General features: G+C 57.6%; 11 protein-coding genes and 1 pseudogene. 7 read left to right on the top strand and 5 right to left on the bottom strand.

Annotated features, from left to right (window positions below; translation table 11 throughout):
- Window positions 1-11: 11 nt before the first annotated feature.
- A complete protein-coding gene (locus ACRQ5Q_RS07740) occupies window positions 12-1,112 on the bottom strand; it encodes a hydrogenase small subunit (RefSeq protein ID WP_439399712.1) in 1,101 nt (366 codons plus the stop codon).
- A gap of 10 nt (window positions 1,113-1,122) precedes the next feature.
- On the opposite strand from ACRQ5Q_RS07740, the gene ACRQ5Q_RS07735 reads away from it, so the two are divergent.
- Window positions 1,123-1,245 carry a hypothetical protein gene (locus tag ACRQ5Q_RS07735; protein WP_439396835.1) on the top strand — a complete coding sequence of 41 codons (123 nt, stop codon included), beginning with the start codon at window positions 1,123-1,125 and terminating at the stop codon, window positions 1,243-1,245.
- A 672-nt stretch (window positions 1,246-1,917) separates the two neighbouring features.
- Here ACRQ5Q_RS07735 and ACRQ5Q_RS07730 read toward each other — a convergent pair.
- Window positions 1,918-2,166, bottom strand: a pseudogene (locus ACRQ5Q_RS07730) (serine hydrolase domain-containing protein); the annotation flags it as partial.
- 81 nt (window positions 2,167-2,247) lie between these two features.
- The gene (locus ACRQ5Q_RS07725) at window positions 2,248-2,718 is read right to left on the bottom strand and encodes a molybdate ABC transporter permease subunit (RefSeq protein ID WP_439396833.1); all 471 of its coding nucleotides are present in this window, start codon (window positions 2,716-2,718) and stop codon (window positions 2,248-2,250) included.
- A gap of 1,000 nt (window positions 2,719-3,718) precedes the next feature.
- Between ACRQ5Q_RS07725 and dctA the strand changes: the two genes are divergently transcribed.
- The 4 genes from dctA (at window position 3,719) to ACRQ5Q_RS07705 (ending at window position 9,817) form a co-directional block, all read left to right on the top strand.
- Entirely contained in the window at window positions 3,719-5,041 is a 1,323-nt protein-coding gene (gene dctA / locus ACRQ5Q_RS07720) for a C4-dicarboxylate transporter DctA (RefSeq protein ID WP_439396831.1), read from the top strand.
- 950 nt (window positions 5,042-5,991) lie between these two features.
- On the top strand, window positions 5,992-8,664 hold the full coding sequence (locus tag ACRQ5Q_RS07715) for a PAS domain S-box protein (RefSeq protein ID WP_439396829.1): 2,673 nt from the start codon (window positions 5,992-5,994) through the stop codon (window positions 8,662-8,664).
- Complete coding sequence (locus ACRQ5Q_RS07710) at window positions 8,661-9,344, top strand: response regulator transcription factor (protein ID WP_439396827.1); 684 nt, start codon at window positions 8,661-8,663, stop codon at window positions 9,342-9,344. The genes ACRQ5Q_RS07715 and ACRQ5Q_RS07710 overlap by 4 nt, the downstream gene beginning before the upstream one ends.
- Before the next feature lie 86 nt (window positions 9,345-9,430).
- Window positions 9,431-9,817: a response regulator transcription factor gene (locus ACRQ5Q_RS07705; protein ID WP_271526570.1), complete on the top strand. Its 387-nt coding sequence runs from the start codon at window positions 9,431-9,433 to the stop codon at window positions 9,815-9,817.
- Window positions 9,818-10,460: 643 nt separating this feature from the next.
- Here the strand turns inward: ACRQ5Q_RS07705 and ACRQ5Q_RS07700 are convergent.
- The gene (locus ACRQ5Q_RS07700; RefSeq protein ID WP_439396825.1) at window positions 10,461-11,285 is read right to left on the bottom strand and encodes an Effector protein NopP; all 825 of its coding nucleotides are present in this window, start codon (window positions 11,283-11,285) and stop codon (window positions 10,461-10,463) included.
- Window positions 11,286-12,620: 1,335 nt separating this feature from the next.
- Window positions 12,621-14,447, bottom strand: a complete 1,827-nt coding sequence (gene glmS / locus ACRQ5Q_RS07695) for a glutamine--fructose-6-phosphate transaminase (isomerizing) (protein ID WP_439399710.1) — start codon at window positions 14,445-14,447, stop codon at window positions 12,621-12,623.
- A gap of 1,043 nt (window positions 14,448-15,490) precedes the next feature.
- Between glmS and gmd the strand changes: the two genes are divergently transcribed.
- Window positions 15,491-16,576 (top strand): GDP-mannose 4,6-dehydratase, encoded by a 1,086-nt coding sequence (gmd, locus tag ACRQ5Q_RS07690; protein WP_439396823.1) that lies wholly within the window; start codon window positions 15,491-15,493, stop codon window positions 16,574-16,576.
- Entirely contained in the window at window positions 16,557-17,576 is a 1,020-nt protein-coding gene (locus tag ACRQ5Q_RS07685; protein WP_439396822.1) for a GDP-L-fucose synthase family protein, read from the top strand. Before gmd ends, ACRQ5Q_RS07685 begins: the two co-directional genes overlap by 20 nt.
- Window positions 17,577-17,589 lie beyond the last annotated feature (13 nt).

The following is a 17,589-nucleotide window of genomic DNA, read 5'->3' as shown; positions in this document are numbered from 1 at the left end:
TCGTCCCCTCCTCAACTCGGTTTGCCTTTGTCGGCTGGGCGATCCGGCCGGCGGGTCAACCGCTTCACGGCGGTGACCGCCGCGTGGGCAGCGACGGTTAGCCCCACCACGCCCGCAGCGGCCATGCCGATCTCGTCGGCGTTCTCCTCAATGCCGAACTGCTTGATGGTTGTGAGTCGGTCGTAAAATGGCCCTTTATCCCAGAAGCTGTCTTCGGAGCAGCCGAGGCAGCCGTGGCCGGATTGAATCGGAAATGAAACGCCGCCGTTCCATCGAAGTGCCGAACAGGCGTTGTAGGTGGTTGGCCCCTTGCAGCCCATCTTGTACAGGCAATAGCCCTTGCGTGCATTGTTGTCGTCCCACTCTTCGACGAATTGGCCTGCGTCGAAATGGGACCGCCGATAGCACTTATCGTGAATGCGCTCGGAATAAAACATACTTGGGCGCCCTTGGCGATCAAGCTCGGGAAGCTTTCCGAACGTGGTGATGAAAGTCACGAGGCCACTCATGACCTCTGCGACAGGAGGGCACCCAGGCACCTTGATGATCTGCCTATTGGTGACCACCTTATCGATCGGCACCGCGCCAGTCGGATTTGGCTTGGCCGCTTGCACGCATCCCCAGGACGCACACGTGCCCCAAGCGACGATAGCCATAGCCTCTTCCGCCATCAACCTGAGCTTTTCAACGAACGGCTTGCCACCGTCGATGCAAAACATACCACCTTCGTTCAACGGGGGATTGCCTTCAACGGCGAGCACATACCCGCCTTTGTACTTGGCACGGGTTTCCTCCAGGATGGCCTCAGCCTGGTGTCCTGCCGCCGCCATGATCATATGATCATAGTCGAGCGAAATCATCGACAGCAGCGCGTCTTTGATCAGGGGATGGGCCGAGCGGATAAAGCTTTCCGAGCAACAGGTACACTCGAGCCCGTGCAGCCAGATGACGGGCACACGCGGTTTGGTTTCCAGGGCGTGCGCAATTCTGCTTGCGGTGAGCGGACCAAGCCCCAAGCTCGCGGCCGTCAAACTGCAGAATTTGTGGAAACTACGACGCGTGATACCCTGGCGTCTGATCACGCTGTAGAACGTTTCCCTTCCGTCACCCATGAAACCGTCCATGCGAATTGTCGCCAACCGTTACGAATTTGTGACGTTCAGCAAGAAACAGGCCAGCGAGGCGAAACACTTGAAAGATACCAAGCCGGCACTTCGAGGTCTGCGGATTGTCGAACCCGAGTAGCGTGCCAAAAGCTGAAGCATTGATCTGTCACGCTCATGTTGTCCAGTTTTTGAGAGTCGATGTGAGCACTTCAACAAATCAGCACTATGGTTCACCCATGCAGGGGACTACGCTCCTGCACAACCGCGACACTCGTCATGCCGATCGTTGAATAGAATTGGTTCAGTTGACGAGCACCGCACTGCCCCGCCTCAATCGGACTTGCCGCTTACTGACAAGGATGCGTTGAAGCGCTCACAGCCGCAACTATGCAGGCAGCCCGCACCAAAGCGGCTGTCGAGCGAGGAAGAGAACCCGCAATGGGCTGAGCTGTGGTGCGCACGCTGACTCGCTCTTTAAGTCTGCTCCGATCCGATCTGCCCTTGGTTTCAAAGCGGCTCGTCGCGCAGCTTTCTACGGCGCCGTTGGCGGCGACAGACCGGACAGCTATCGCCTCGGAGCCTTCAGTGCGCAAGCCAATCGTTAGCAAGGCGTTGGCGCATCGCGACACCCACCTTGCTTGAAGGAGATTCTTCGCAATGGCGGAGGCGATTGCGTTTTTGAAGCATGCTGCGATTCGTCTGACGCCGATTGAAAACGGCGACGCCTACTTTCAGTCGGCATCTATCGTCCTAGCAATACTGTCCGCTTAATACACCAAACGGTTCATCGGGCATTTCGGCGGAAAGCGAATTATCGGATTATCGCCGCATAGACGATATACTGGACTTGTTCGCGGTAATACTTCCGGATCTCTCCGGGCGCCGCCGTCCCGACCACCGCGACCAGATGCTCTTTTGGGGTCGCAGAAAAATTGTGTCCCGTAGGCGCCAGTCCATGTGAACTCACCTGATTGCCCGGAACCGCCGAGAGCCCCTCGTTGATGCGTACAGCCACTCCAAGCCCGAAGCCGACACGGTGCGCCTCCACATTGGCAATCGAGCACGGCTGCTTTAACAAGCTCCAGTCGCGCCAGCGGCGCGCTGATGGCAATGAAGGCATACAATTGGGAAACACGCCCTGTCATTCCCAATGGGGATCGCCAACCGCAACGAAGGCGTTACGTATCGGCTGCACGACCAATGGCAGCGCCGAGAGCACCGATCCGACCACGATACCCGCGAAGGTAAAAACGAGCGTGCGCCCGCCCCAGAACGAGGCGAGAACGCCACCCGGTCCGTCGTGGCCGAGCAAAACGAGTACGCAGAAGTCGAGAGCCGCTGGAGTTAGCACCAGTGGAAGTGCGATCATCGCGGCCACCGCCTCGCTCAAAAAAGTCTTTGAGCGGGCTAGCCACCAGGCGAGGGGCACACCAATCACGAGGAGAATCACGGTCGTCACGCTGGCGAGCTCGATGGTGAGCGCAACGGATTGCGAAATCTCTGATGAATCAACATTCACGCGCGTCAGCCCGCCAGTGAGCGCAGGTCGCCGTATCCTGAAAGTGATCGCCTGCATCTCCGGCTCATCCAGCGATGCGGCGCGAATAGCCATTTGGTAGCGCGGCAGCTCGTTGCGGCCGCCGAACTCACCCGCGCCGCTTCTGCGAGCAAGAACAGCATCACAAGGCTCATCGACAACTCCTGTGACAAGTACGGTTCGATCCAACCGCCGGCGGCAGCTTCTCCTTTGCCATCAGCAATTCCTGTGCCGCGTGCGAACTGTGGCGGCTCTATGCCCAATGTAAAAAAAATTGCGCGGACGCTGCGTCACTGTGGAGTGGACCTAACGCTCTGTCAGATTTCAGGCATCTTTGTTCCCGAGCAGACAGTGACAGCCGCGCAACAAAAACGGCAGACTTCTACACCTGGGCATATGCCTGTTTTGTTTGTAGCCGGCTCAAACGCCGCCCTCGCGGGGGCCTCTAGCTGAATGGCTCGCAGGAGGCCTGCCGCTCGGCAGCAAAGCGAAGGATCTAGCTTAGAAATCGTCGTACGCTGCTTCTGCGACGCGGCAAATGCGCGAGGCGCCGCGAGCGAAGGCCGCCTCTCGACCTCCCCAGCTAGTTGTGCATCGTCAGCACGGGCGTGGAGACACACGCTCCGGCACTAACGAGCTTCGCCGCGAGCGGCAACGCAGTTCATCCCTTGTCCGCGCAATGGAGACATGAACCAGGCTTCCATCCGGTAAATGCGTACAATCCAGATTATCAATTTTACGAATGCCACATACTGTTGCATCGATCTCAGCACTCCAACCGAGACGTAACGGCGCTAATGCGCGTTACGGTTTTTGTTCGACCTTGCGCGAACGCGGTACGAGCACTTAAGCCGAAGCCGCCGAACACAGGCAAGTCGGCCGCAGTTTGGGATCTGGTGCATATCTTGCTTAGGGAGAAAGGACAACGTAACTAAACGTCTGCCTTTGGAAGGACGCGCCGGCTCTCGGAACCGTCTTCAATCAGGGCAAGGCTAAAATGATTGGTCTCGTATGACGCTGTCGCCTCTCAACAAAGCGGCGGCTCACATTCGAGTATATTCGGGAAGGAAGCGTCATGACCACCATGGCAACTGCGTTGCCTGTACGCGCGTCGCAAGCTTGGTATAAGATACTCTACGTCCAGGTGCTAATCGCGATCTTAATTGGCGTCATGGTTGGTTGCCTATGGCCGTCTATCGCCACCAACGACTGGATCAAGGCGCTTGGTGACGGGTTCATCAAGCTCATCAAGATGGTGATCGCGCCGATTATTTTCTGCACTGTCACATCTGGTATTGCGCATATTCAGGATGCCAAGAAAGTCGGGTGCGTCGGCGTGAAGGCGCTGTTCTATTTCGAGATCGTCTCCAGCTTTGCCTTGCTGTTGGGCCTTGTTATGGGCAATCTGGTCCGGATCGGCCATGGCCTTGCGGTTAAGCCGGATGCCGCGGCGGTTGCCAATTACGTCAAGCAGGCGGAAGCCTCGAAAACCGTCGACTTTATTCTCAACATCATTCCCGATAGCGTGATCGGCGCCTTCGCTCGCGGCGATGTTCTGCAGGTTCTCCTGTTCGCGATCCTTTTCGGCTTCTCGCTGATGGCGCTGGGCAAGCGTGGGGAGCGTCTGCGCGGGATGATTGACGACGTCGCACACGCGGTGTTCGGGGTAATCGCTATTGTAATGAAAGCGGCCCCGATCGGCGCCTTCGGCGCCATGGCTTTCACGGTCGGCAAGTTCGGGCCCGCAGCACTCGGCAATCTGATCGGTCTGATCGCGCTGTTCTACGTCACGGCTGCGCTATTTGTGGTAGTGGTGCTTGGTCTGATCGCCCGCCTCGTCGGTTTTTCAATCTTCAAGTTCCTTGTCTTTATCAAGGACGAGCTTCTGATCGTGCTCGGTACGTCGTCCTCCGAAAGCGCGCTGCCGCAGTTGATGGAGAAGCTCGAGCGGCTGGGCTGCTCCAAGCCGGTAGTCGGGCTGGTGGTGCCAACTGGCTACTCCTTCAACCTTGACGGCACCAATATCTATATGACACTTGCAACATTGTTCATTGCCCAGGCACTCGGCGTCGATCTCACCTTTGGCCAGCAGCTCACGATCCTGCTCGTGGCAATGCTAACGTCGAAGGGAGCAAGCGGCGTCACTGGCGCGGGCTTCATCACGCTCGCTGCGACATTATCGGTGGTAAACCCAGCTCTGGTGCCGGGTATGGCAATCGTGTTTTCGATCGACAAGTTCATGAGCGAGGTGCGCGCCCTTACCAACATCATCGGCAATGGCATCGCGGCTGTGTTCGTATCCTGGTGGGAAGGCGAGCTCGATCACGTGACCCTGCAGGCTCGGCTCAGCCAGCCCACCGTTTCCACCACTGTCGACACTACAAGCACAATGAGGTAGGTCCGGGATCTTAGCCGCCGCCATTCGGGCACGAATGACTATCTCATGCGCTCTCCGGTGCGCAGCCCTTGCGCGGCGGCCAGACGGCTCTCCTGGGAGGCAGGCGTGCAAAGAAGTAGGCCTTTTTTCAGGGCTTCTCTTTCGCGCTCAGGGCTACCGGCCACCTGAGCGCTTGCGCAATATTTTTGCGAAGCCAGATCAAAGACTGCGACAGAACACGTCCGGCGCGACGGACTGGGTATTAGTCCGCATACGAATACTCATATGCACGTCGCTCCCTTTGCCTCACGCGACGAGGAGCGCCGGCGGGATCCTGCGGATGCAACTCGTGATCCGTCGTTACCGTGCGCGCTGCGTCATCAGATCATGGCGGGTGTGATCGGCGTGGATTAGATGGAAATCGACGCAGGCGTGGCGAGTCGTTGCAAGGCTGCCCTGGATTCGACGTCGATGTCGCCGCTCGATTCCAGCGAAACCAGGTGGAAACGAGTCTTTCGCAGCTAGGCGGGATCGCCCTTGCGCATTCTTCGTGCCTGCGAGACGGCAGCTTGTTTCTGCTCTTTGCCGGTACGGAGGCGCGCCTGATTTCTTTCGATTCTACCTCCCGGCCGAACTGAAACCGCTATCCTCATTCGAGGGGTGTAAGGGGATGCATCGGCTGTAGGCTCAAGAGACTGGCCCAAAGGACTACCGGCAGCAGCGCAAAGCAGACATTTCGGCTTCGACAGCAGCCCCGTCTGCGACACCTATTGATAGGTTTAGGACAACTATACGTATGTTTATGATGCGTTTTTTCTCCGCTCGTGCTGAGTTCGGCACCGGTGATCAACCTCGGACACGCTCACGCGCGGACCCGAGCGTCTAAGGCGGACCCAAGCGTCTAAGATTGCCTCATTTTTGCCTAAAATGCTATAGCTCTCCCGCCGGAGAACAGGCCGGATGGTCTCAAAATGTATAGTGTCAGCAGAATTAAACTTTCAGCCCCTCAGCTGACCTTGGGCAGCATAACGCTAGCCGCGGTCACACTGACTTGCTTGTACTTTCACGCGCATTTCGCCGCCACGGCGTTCGCCTATTTGTTAGTAGTCTTACTATTTTCGTTGAAGGGCAGCTTCATCGCGTCCTCCGCGCTTTGCATCGTGTCAATCGCTGCTCTCGCTTACTACTTTGCCCCGCCGGCGTTCAGTCTGCGAATCGATGATCCCCGCGATGTTTCTGTGGTTGTTGCATTCTTTATTGTCTCAATTGTGGTAACGCACCTGATCGGAAGACTCCGCCAGGAACGAGAAGCTGCGCGCGTGGCTGCGGCCAAGCTTCAGCGAAGTGCGACGGATTTGGAGGATCGTGAAAAACGGTGGCGCGCAATCTTCGAGCACAATCCGGCCATGTACTTCATGGTCGATGAAGCCGGCATTGTCCTCAACGTCAATACGTTCGGCGCGACACAACTGGGATACGCTTGTGCAGAACTGATCGACCAATCAGTGCTCGGCATATTTCTTGAGGAGGATCGTGCATTCGTCCGCAAATGCATTCGGGCGTGTTTTGAGGATGTTGGACAATCCCGCACTTGGGACGTCCGGAAAGTGAGGAAGGACGGCTCTGTTTTGTGGGTACGTGAACACGCCAAGGCCATGCTTTGGGCCGACGAGCGCCCCGTCGCCCTTATAGCTTGCGAAGATATCACGCAGCGCAAGCAGACCGAGCTTGCACTGCAGCGGAGCGAAGCGCATTTGGCCCAGGCGCAGGAGCTGAGTCATACAGGCAGCTTCAGCTGGAACCCCACTACGGGCGAGGCCTTCTGGTCCAAAGAAACATTTCGGATTTTCCAATTAGACCCTCAGACAGTGCAACCGGGGCCGCAGTTCGTCGTTGAGCGCACTCATCCAGATGATAGGGCTGCGGTTAGAGAGATTATCGATCGCGCGATGCGAGACCCGAGCGATTTTGACCACGAATACCGGCTTCTGCTACCGGACGGCTCAGTAAAGCACATTCATGCGCAGGCACGAGCCACGAGGACAGAATCTGGTGACATCGAGTTTGTTGGGGCAGCCACGGATATTACGGCGGCGAGGCGAGCAGAGCAGCAGCTGCGCCGCAGCGAGGGCTATCTGGCCGAGGCCCAGCATCTCACTCACACAGGCAGCTGGTCCTGGGATGTCTACGGTCTAGATTTCGTGTATCGCTCCGCCGAGGTCGATCGTCTGTTTGGCTTTAGCCCACAAGAGCCGGTATCGATCGAGACCATTCGATCGCGCATCCATCCGGACGACTTGCCGCGGCTACAGGAGGTACAGCGGCAGGCGATTGAACACGTGGAAGAACGGTTCGAGTACGATTTTCGTATTCTTCTGCCAGATGGCGGGATAAGGCGCATACACTCCGTTGCGCACGTTGTCCTCGGCAGCGATGGTAATGTCAGCGAGCTGATCGGAACACATATGGATGTCACCGAGCAGCACGCAGCTAGGGAACGCCTGGAAAACACACTTGTCGCGCTGCGCGAAAGCGAGCAGCGCTTTCGCGACTACGCCGAGACCGCTTCCGACTGGCTCTGGGAGACCGGGCCAGATCATCGGGTCACTCACTTGTCCGAGCACACCAGCGCTGCGGGAATTTTGGCGACAGGATTGATGGGCCTGCCTCGCTGGGACATTGCGTGCGACACGGAAGAAGAACCGGAGAAGTGGCGTCAGCATCGGGCGACGTTGCAGGCGCATCTGCCGTTTCGGGATCTCATCTACCGTACCGTGAATCGGACGGGATCTCCGATCTATGTCCGCACGAGTGGAAAGCCCTTCTTCGACGGAAACGGAACTTTTCTGGGCTACCGCGGCGTCAGCACTGACATAACGGCTCTCATTCGCGCTGATCAGGCCGAACAAAAGCTGCGAAAGGCACAAGCGGAGCTTGCACATGTGACGCGTGTAACGACGTTAGGAGAACTGACGACTTCCATCGCTCACGAGATAAACCAACCACTCGCCGCTATTCTCAACAACGCCGATGCGTGCCTCGGCTGGATGGCTAGGGAAGCTCCTGATCTTGCCGCCGCGCGCTCTTCGGTGGAATGGATCATCGAGGACGCAATCCGGGCAAGCGAGGTGATCCGCAGTGTTCGCGCGCTCGCGAAGAAGGGCGAGATTGAGATGGTGCCACTCGACGTTAATGAGGTCGTTAGGGACGTCATTGCGCTGGTAACACGAGAGCTGGTGAGCCACCGAGTGACGTTGCGAACCGAGTTGGCGGCCGCGCTGCCTAGGATCCTCGGTGACCGAATTCAGCTACAACAGGTGATCATCAATCTGGTAATGAACGGAATCGAGGCGATGGACGCAGTTACAGACCGGCCGCGCGAACTTCTGATTCGATCATCCAAGGACGACCTGGGGCACGTGCAGCTTGCCGTGGCCGATTGCGGCGTCGGGATCGCCGAGAAGGACGCTGACCACGTCTTGGATCCCTTCTTCACCACCAAATCGAGTGGCCTTGGAATGGGCCTTTCAATCTGCCGTTCTATCGTGGAAGCTCATGGGGGGCGGCTATCGCTTCTCCAGAACAATGAACCGGGCGCGACCTTCCAGTTTGTCCTGCCCGTACACAAGGAGGCCCTCCAGTGACAGGACGATTTGACTCGCCAGGTGAGGGTAGCAGTGCCGAGGCCTCGACGAAGCCGATCGTTTTCGTCGTTGAGGATGACATCTCCGTGCGCCGCTCGCTTACGAACCTTTTTCAACAGGTAGGGTTGGAGGTCGTTGCGTTTGGATCGGCCCGTGAAATGCTGCAGAGCACAATTCCGGACGTTACAAGCTGTCTAGTTCTTGATGTCCGGCTGCCAGGCCTGAGCGGCCTTGACTACCAGACCGAGCTGGCCAGGTTGAACATACACATTCCGATCATCTTCATCACCGGCCATGGCGACATTCCCATGACCGTCAAGGCCATGAAGGGAGGTGCGGTCGATTTTCTCAGCAAGCCGTTCCGTGATCAGGAACTGCTTGATGCCGTGGTTGCGGCGACCGAACGAGATCGCAAAAGACGGGAAGTTCAGCGAACCGTCGCGAATCTGCAGTCTCTATTTGAGACCTTAAGCCCACGCGAGCAGGCAGTGATGAAACTGGTCGCGGCCGGCCTGATGAATAAGCAGATAGCCGCCGAACTTGGGCTCGCCGAGATTACGGTGAAGATCTACCGAGGTCACGTAATGAAAAAGATGCGTGCCCGGTCGCTAGCCGACCTGATCCGAATGAGCGAGACGCTGGGAATTCGCGACAATCGTTCCGAACAAACGCAAGTATGATTTTACAATTCCATCACTTAAGCCCACTTTTCGCGGAAAGTGGCTAGCGCTTTGGCTGCCGCTGTACTGCGTCGGGAGGGCTCATCTTGTCCACGCCTTTGATTTCCGTCGTTGACGACGACGTATCCGTCCGAGCGTCGACAGAAAACCTTTTGAAATCGCGTGGCTACGTCGTGCAGATATTTGCGTCGGCCGAGGCACTCCTGCGGTCGCCGTACTTGAATGAGACATCCTGTGTCATTACCGATGTGCAGATGTCGACTATGAGTGGGCTGGAGCTGCTGGCAGAGATGCGGACGCGTGGTTACGACACACCTTTCATTTTCATTACAGCTTTTCCCAACGAGCGCGCGCGCGCGTCAGCCCTGGAGGCCGGGGCGATTGGCTTCCTCGCCAAGCCATTTGGCAGGCAAGAGCTACTCAAGTGCCTCGACATCGCATTGAAGGCATATGGCGAGCGAGGTGACATCTGATTCGATCAACCTGCGAGCTCTTGTCCGATCTAAATGCTCGTCGGAACGACGATCGCACTCGGAACCGCGACTTGCCCGCCCACGCTTTACCGACTATGGCCGGCTGCAGAACAAACAACAACCCCGCCAGAGACGGAGAGCACCCGGCTTGATTCATTCCAGGTCGGCGCTCATTCTGGTGAAAGAGCTCTGCACGATGCTCGTGCTCACGGCGTCGTTACGTCCCTAGACGCATGCCCGCCGTCTTGTCGATCCGGCGCCGCTTCGCTGTGCATTCCTTGCCCACCGACTCAGGCAAGCGCCCAGGCCCTTACTACTTCGTAGGCCATCTGTAGAAGACTTCTGGTCTCCGAGCCGTCCAACGTGCTCGGCGCAACACGCCCGGCCCTCGGCGGCCGGGCGCACTTCCGCGGCACCCCATGCGGGTCCTCGCATCAGCGAGCATTGTCGCAATTGCCTCGCGCGGTGAGCCCCTACTTCCAAGGCTCAAACAATTAGCAACCGCTAAGCCAACCAGCACTCTGGGGCAGTATTTTGAGCCAACTCAGAGGAACTCTCGGCCGAAAGGGCGATAAACACAGAGGAGCCCGGAGCAGGCTAGATTGATCTACTCCATCGGGCCAAATCACCGGTGAATGAATGGTCACATAAAATCATCCTCATAGTCGTATGTTGAGCGGCTAGCTGGGATCTCGGTATTACAACCTTCACTGTCGTCATCTTTGCGAAGATACAGCGCAGTAGTGCCTTTTCGCTGCCATTCGCCGCCGCTATTTCTCACCCACTTGTCTGACTTCTCTGGGTCGAGAACCATGTTGTCGGCGTCAACCTCGACGAATCCCATCTTTGCCGCACGGGCTCTTGCTTCCGAATTAGCCGGACGTAAATTGAGCAGCGGCTGTTTGCCGTCTAGTCGAAGCTGGTGCTCGAGCAGGATATCACCAGCGTTCTCGACAAGCGGATGAACGACTTGAAGATCCACAGTAGAGGTAGTCCCGTGGCGTCCAGGAAATAGCTTCTTCCACCTTTTGACGTCGAACTCGGTCATGCTGTCGCCGCCTTCCGTTCTTAGAAGTCCGACACTCTTGTTGCCCAATTGGTAGCTGAAGTATTGCGCATTCTCGGAATCTCGGGTTCTCCCGTAGTCTTTGGCAACTTCTGCAGTTCGCCTTGCCTTGCCGGACACGAAGTCGGAGTACTCTTGAGGGTTGTTGGCGATTTTCATGATTTCGTCACCATGAAAGGCCTCCGCGGCTTCTCGGAATGACTGACGATTCAACTCTATTATGGGAGGGGTTGAAGTGAGCGAATACGGTCTTGTTGTCGAAGATGAACTGCCACTGGAACCAGAGTCAGCTAAGCTCATATTTGCGAACGCATTTGCAAAGATGTCTGCGTCCATTTGCTCATCAGTGTCGGCAAAGTCAGAGGATTGGCAGTGGGACGAGCCATTGATCCGATTATACATGGCGATTGGTGCTCCCGTCAGGCATACATTTCCGCGTCTATTTTAGGCTTGTTAGGCCCAGCAGCGCTGATAGGGAGCCTGACTTACCAAAACCTGACGTGGCCCTCTCAAGTCGGCTTGTGATAGGGCTTCCTTTTGAACGACACGGCGGCACGCTCTTGCCATTGGCATTCATCAGGTTTGATGAGAGGCGGCGAACACCTCCGAGGAAACTCCTTTATTGGAGTTGGACGCCGATCGGATCGGACTCTTTTAAGAGTTCCGCCGCGCCGTTTCATGTTCGGGTTTTCTTTTCAACGTTCCAGTGGGGCACGCGGACCGCCCTGCATAGATCGGCCGATTCCAGACTTTGACCAACAATATCGCGTGCGCCAGAAAGGTCGTCTAAGGCTGACTTGTGGGAGCGCGACCCGCGCGTTCGGCCTCAGCGCTCATTTTTAGCAATTCCAGTGCCCAGAACGAGGACCAGTTCTTCTGGCAACCCGTTCTGCGGCCCCGCGTTAGGAACCCGATGCGATCGCTGCACCAACTAGCTTTGCAGTCATGCTAAATCCACATCGCCGCAAGGCTAGTCGATCCTGCTATACAAGCGGCTGACTGTCGCTGGATCGGATAGTGGCCAATAGTACTCGCCTGCCGCATATACAGCAGGGGCGCTGCGTCCTTCCGGTGCGGCGCCCTCTGCACTTGGTTTTGGGCCTCGACCTTGCGCGGGAATGTCATGCATCTAACAATCCATCTGATGACACGTATCAGGTCGGAGGGCGCGGTGGCGCGTGTCGTCCAATCGGATTGCGTGAACCGCTGCCACGCGCGATCGAAGGGACAAACTGGACTGCTAATCCTAAGCAAGCGTCCCGAGGTCGAAGTGCATGCTCGACGTGCCCGACTCGCACGGATGCTGGCAGTCGGGAAAAGTAAGTTGTCGCGCATATGCGCTGCCGGTGAATAAGCTGCGACGGAGCGGCCCGAAGCTATTGTGCACCGACTTTTTCATCGGCATCGGCGAGGTAGGAGGATGAGCTACAGAGTATCTTTTGTGAACCGAGCTTCACTGATTGGCGCTGCAAAGCAGATAGCGGGCTGGGTAACCGAGAGCCAACTTGGATCTTTCAATTATCTCTAATTCCCACTTGTTACCGTTCCGCTCGAACAAAAGGAAGGTAACGCTCGCTCCCGGTAGCGTTAGCCGGTTGACGATGATGACGCAAGCAGGGCTGACTCTGCTCATCGAGCTGGATCGGTCTATGATTGACTGTTGATACCGGGACCGTTTTCTTTCTGAGCTCGCCCACGCCATTAGTGGCCTCAATGCTCCGATATAGCACTGTAGCCTCATTCCACAGTCACCGATTTTGCTAGGTTACGCGGCTGATCCACGTCCGCACCCCTTACGAGGGCGGTATGGTAAGCCAAGAGCTGAACCGGAATGGCATAGACCATCGGCGTAAAGCTTGCTACCATCTCAGGTAGCACAATGGTCATGAGTGTGTCCACCGTCGCTTCCAAGGCCCCCTTCGAATCGGTGATCAGGATGATCTTGCCGCCCCGAGCCGCAACTTCTTGCATATTGGAGACGGTCTTCTCGAAGACACCGTCATAAGGCGCGATCACCACCACAGGCACGGCCTCATCGATCAGTGCGATCGGTCCGTGCTTGAGCTCGCCGGCTGCATAACCTTCTGAATGGATATAGGCAATTTCCTTCAGCTTGAGTGCGCCCTCCAACGCCAGGGGAGCCGATGTGCCACGACCGAGATAGAGCACGTCCCTTGAATCGGCGATATAACGCGCGAGTTTCTCGATCTGCGGCTCGATCAACAGCGCCGCAGCAATCAACCGCGGCACTTCGATAAGCTCACGCACGAGCCTTGTTTCATCGATCTCGGACAGCTTACCGCGCTGTTTGCCTGCTGCGACGGCAAGCGCCGCCAATACCATCAGCTGGCAGATGAATGCCTTGGTGGAAGCGACGCCGATTTCCGGCCCCGCCAGCGTCGGCAGAACGGATTCGCTCTCGCGCGCAATCGTCGACGTCGCGACGTTGACCACAGATATCGTGTGCACGCCCTGGTCCTTGGCGTATCGCAACGCAGCTAGCGTGTCAGCGGTTTCGCCCGACTGCGAGATGACGATCGCGAGATCGCCACGGCGCAAAGGCGCCTCCCTGTAGCGGAACTCGGACGCTACATCGATCTCGACAGGCAAGCGCGCCAGCCGCTCGAACCAGTATTTGGCGATATGCCCGGCATAGCTTGCAGTGCCGCACGCCGTAATAGAGATGCGCTGAATGCATTTAAAGTCGAATGGCAATGTGACCGGCAGGGCGACTCGCTTGGCCGCCATGTCGACATAATGCGCCAATGTCTTGCCGGCTACTGTCGGCTGCTCGTGGATTTCCTTGGCCATGAAGTGGCGATAATTCGCTTTGTCCACAAGGAGTGACGATACGCCAGACTTTGATGTTTCCCGCTGGACGACAAATCCGTCGGCGCTATAAATCACGCACATCGTGCGTGTAAGCACGGCCCAATCGCCGTCTTCGAGATAGGTGATGGTGTCGGTCAAAGGCGCGAGCGCGATGGCGTCCGATCCTAGATACAGTTCGCCGTCACCATGTCCGATCGCAAGGGGCGACCCCTTACGTGCACCGATCAAAAGATCGTCGTGGGCTTTGAAAAGGAACGCGAGCGCGAAGGCACCGCGCAGCTGTGGCAGCGACGCTTGTACCGCATCCTGCGGCGAGTAGCCCCTCTTGAGATAAGAATCGACGAGATGCGCCACCACCTCCGTGTCTGTCTCTGAGTGAAAATGGGCTCCATTCCGCTCCAGTTCGGCTCGCAGCCCGCGAAAATTCTCGATGATCCCGTTATGAACGACCGCGACATTTTCCGTCGCATGCGGGTGAGCATTGCTCTCGGTCGGTTTTCCATGGGTCGCCCAGCGGGTATGACCGATGCCGGTATGACCCAACGGCGGATAATAGCGCAGCTGCTCTTCAAGGTTTCTCAGCTTACCTTCAGCGCGCCGCCGCTCGATACGGAGACCTTCGAGAGTCGCGAGGCCTGCGGAGTCATAGCCACGATATTCCAATCGCTTGAGCGACGCGACCAACTGGCCAACGACCGGACCACGCCCCAAAATGCCGACAATTCCACACATATCGATCAATGCAGCCCAAGTTCAAGGGGCCCGAGGTCCCGCCTACAGGAATCCGATCATGAAATCGCCTGCCCGATGGTAACAGGCGTCAAGTTCGGGCTTTTTCGCGGCCGCCTGTATCGCCGCCGCATTCGCAAGCGTGAGTTAGACCTCCTTCAGCCATCATCGCTTCGGCCGGCTACATTCCGCTTTTGGCTGCCGATCGAGTACAAACTGCGCAGCAGCTCTAGCTTGAATTGTTCTGTGCTACCGGAAACATTTTTCCGGCGCGGATTTAAGAGGCCCATCACACTCGTACCGAGGCAAGTTACGGCCATCGAGATTAGACGATTGGCAGCGAAGCTCTATTGTACGAGCGTAAACTTTCGATATCGAAACGTTGGAGCATCTATACCAACGTTTACTACTCTTGCTCATCTTGTCTTGCGTCGACCGCTCCACTGGCTGCCGCGAGCTTAATATTGGCAACAGCGCCTGATCACGGGCGATGAATCGACCGCGAAGACGGGTGTTCTGTCCGGAAGTTAACGGTAGGGGTGCTTTCTTGACTACGAATTGACGTGCAAGCTTGACTGTACGCTTGCTTGCATCCCGTCATCCGGCAAATGCATCGATGACTGCGGCTCCAGCTTGTCGCTCTCGCAAGCCGTGACGAGACCACGCGTATGCGTACTTGCGCCTGAGGTTAGATAGGAACACAGATGGTCGGCTTCTATCTCGTTGGAGATATAGCCCGGACGAAGCGCGCCCTTGCGCTCGCAACGGCGATCGCATGCATCTCGTCTGCTTAGGATCGTCAGTGATATAAGCCAGGATGCGAGCGTTAGTTGACTTTGATGTTTTGGAGATCAATGCGTTCACACAATCCAGTCCGATTTAAAACAATGTATATAGTGTGCTTTCCTACCTGATGTGTATGACTGGACCTAACGATCGCTTTCCTCAAATTGCGGGTGGAGCGGGCTTGCCATCTAGACTTCACGAGAAACAGCTTCCAATAGCGTTTCACAGGGCTTTTCTTTCCGGCGAAACCACGAGAGACCATGACGGCTCAGGACTCAAAGCGGCGCGTTGCGCTGATCACCGGCGTCACCGGGCAGGACGGAGCATATCTCGCCGAGTATTTGCTCGGTCTCGGCTACCACGTGCACGGGATCAAGCGCCGGTCGTCCTCGTTCAACACCGCGCGCGTCGATCATCTCTACCAGGATCCGCATGCCGGCAGCGTGCCGTTCCTGATGCACTATGGCGACATGACGGATTCGACCAATCTGATTCGGCTGGTGCAGCAGATCCGGCCGACCGAAATCTATAACCTGGCCGCCCAGAGCCACGTCCAGGTCAGTTTCGAGAGCCCGGAATACACCGCCAACGCCGACGCAATCGGCGTTCTGCGCCTTTTGGAAGCGATCCGCATCCTCGGCATGGAAAAGGAGACGCGGTTCTACCAGGCCTCGACCTCGGAGCTTTACGGGCTCGTGCAAGAGGTGCCGCAGAAGGAAACCACGCCATTTTATCCGCGCTCGCCCTATGGCGTCGCCAAGCTTTATGGCTACTGGATCACGGTGAACTACCGTGAGGCCTATGGCATTTTCGCCAGTAACGGCATCCTTTTCAACCATGAGAGCCCGACCCGCGGCGAGACTTTCGTGTCGCGCAAGATCACCCGCGCCGTCGCCCGCATCGAGGTCGGCCTCGAGAACACGCTCTATCTCGGCAATCTCGACGCCAAACGTGACTGGGGCCATGCCCGCGACTATGTCGATGGCATGCACAGGATCCTGCAGGTCGACGAGCCCGGCGACTTCGTGCTGGCGACCGGCGAGACGCGGTCGGTCCGCGAGTTCGTCGAGGTGGCGTTTGCCGAGGTCGGGCGCAGCATCGAATGGCGCGGCAGGGGCGTCGAGGAAGTCGGCGTGGACAAGGCCTCGGGCAAGACCCTGGTGCAGATTGATCCGACCTATTTCCGTCCGACCGAGGTTGATCTCCTGATCGGTGACGGCAGCAAGGCGCGCGCCAAGCTCGGCTGGGCTCCGAAGACGCCGTTCTCGCAACTGGTGAAGGAAATGGTCGCCAGCGATCTCGTTGAAGCCAAGCAGGATGCGACCAATGGCAAGCACGTCGTTTGAACTGAAGGGTAAGACGGTTTTCGTTGCGGGCCATCGCGGCATGGTCGGCGCGGCGCTGATGCGCCGGCTAGCACGCGAACAGGCCGATCTCTTGACGGTGCCGCGCAGCGAGCTCGACTTGCGCGACCAGGCCGCGGTGAACGCCTGGTTTGCCGCGAAGCGGCCGCAAGCCGTGTTCCTCGCCGCCGCGAAGGTCGGCGGCATCGTCGCTAACAACACGCTGCGCGCCGAGTTTCTGCACGACAATCTGGCGATATCGAGCAACGTCATCCAGGCGGCGCATGCCAATGGGTGCGAGAAGCTGATGTTCTTCGGCTCCTCCTGCATCTATCCGCGGTTGGCGCCTCAGCCGCTGCGAGAGGATTCGTTATTGACCGGCCCGCTGGAACCGACCAACGAACCCTATGCCATCGCCAAGATCGCCGGCCTCAAGATGGCCGAGGCCTATCGCAGCCAGTACGGCGCCAATTTCATCAGCGTGATGCCGACTAATCTTTACGGCCCCGGGGACAATTATCACCCCGAATACAGCCACGTCGTCGCCGCGCTGATCCGCCGCTTTCACGAGGCCAAGATTTCGGGCAGCCGAAACGTCGTGGTGTGGGGCACCGGCACGCCGCGCCGCGAATTCCTCTATGTCGATGATCTCGCCGATGCCTGCATCCATCTGATGAAGACCTATTCCTCGTCGGAACTGGTAAATATCGGTAGCGGCGAGGACATCAGCATCGCCGACTTCGCACTCATGATCGCGGCCGCCGTCGGTTTTCGCGGTGAGATCAGCTTCGATACGTCGCGCCCGGACGGCACGCCGCGCAAGCTGCTCGACGTGAGTCGGCTGTCCGGGCTCGGCTGGCGCGCCACGACTTCGCTAAAGGATGGCATTCAGCTGGCATATCGGGCGTATCGGGCTGACAGCGACGGACAGCACCAGAGTGATTCGTTGTTCCCGGATAAGGGGGCGATCCCACGATCAACCGGCGGTGAACGTCCGGCCTAGCAGACTCGCCGCT

It is taken from the genome of Bradyrhizobium sp. PMVTL-01 (assembly GCF_051861855.1).
In the GTDB taxonomy this organism is placed as follows: domain Bacteria; phylum Pseudomonadota; class Alphaproteobacteria; order Rhizobiales; family Xanthobacteraceae; genus Bradyrhizobium.
This window is presented reverse-complemented; position numbering and strand designations above follow the sequence as displayed.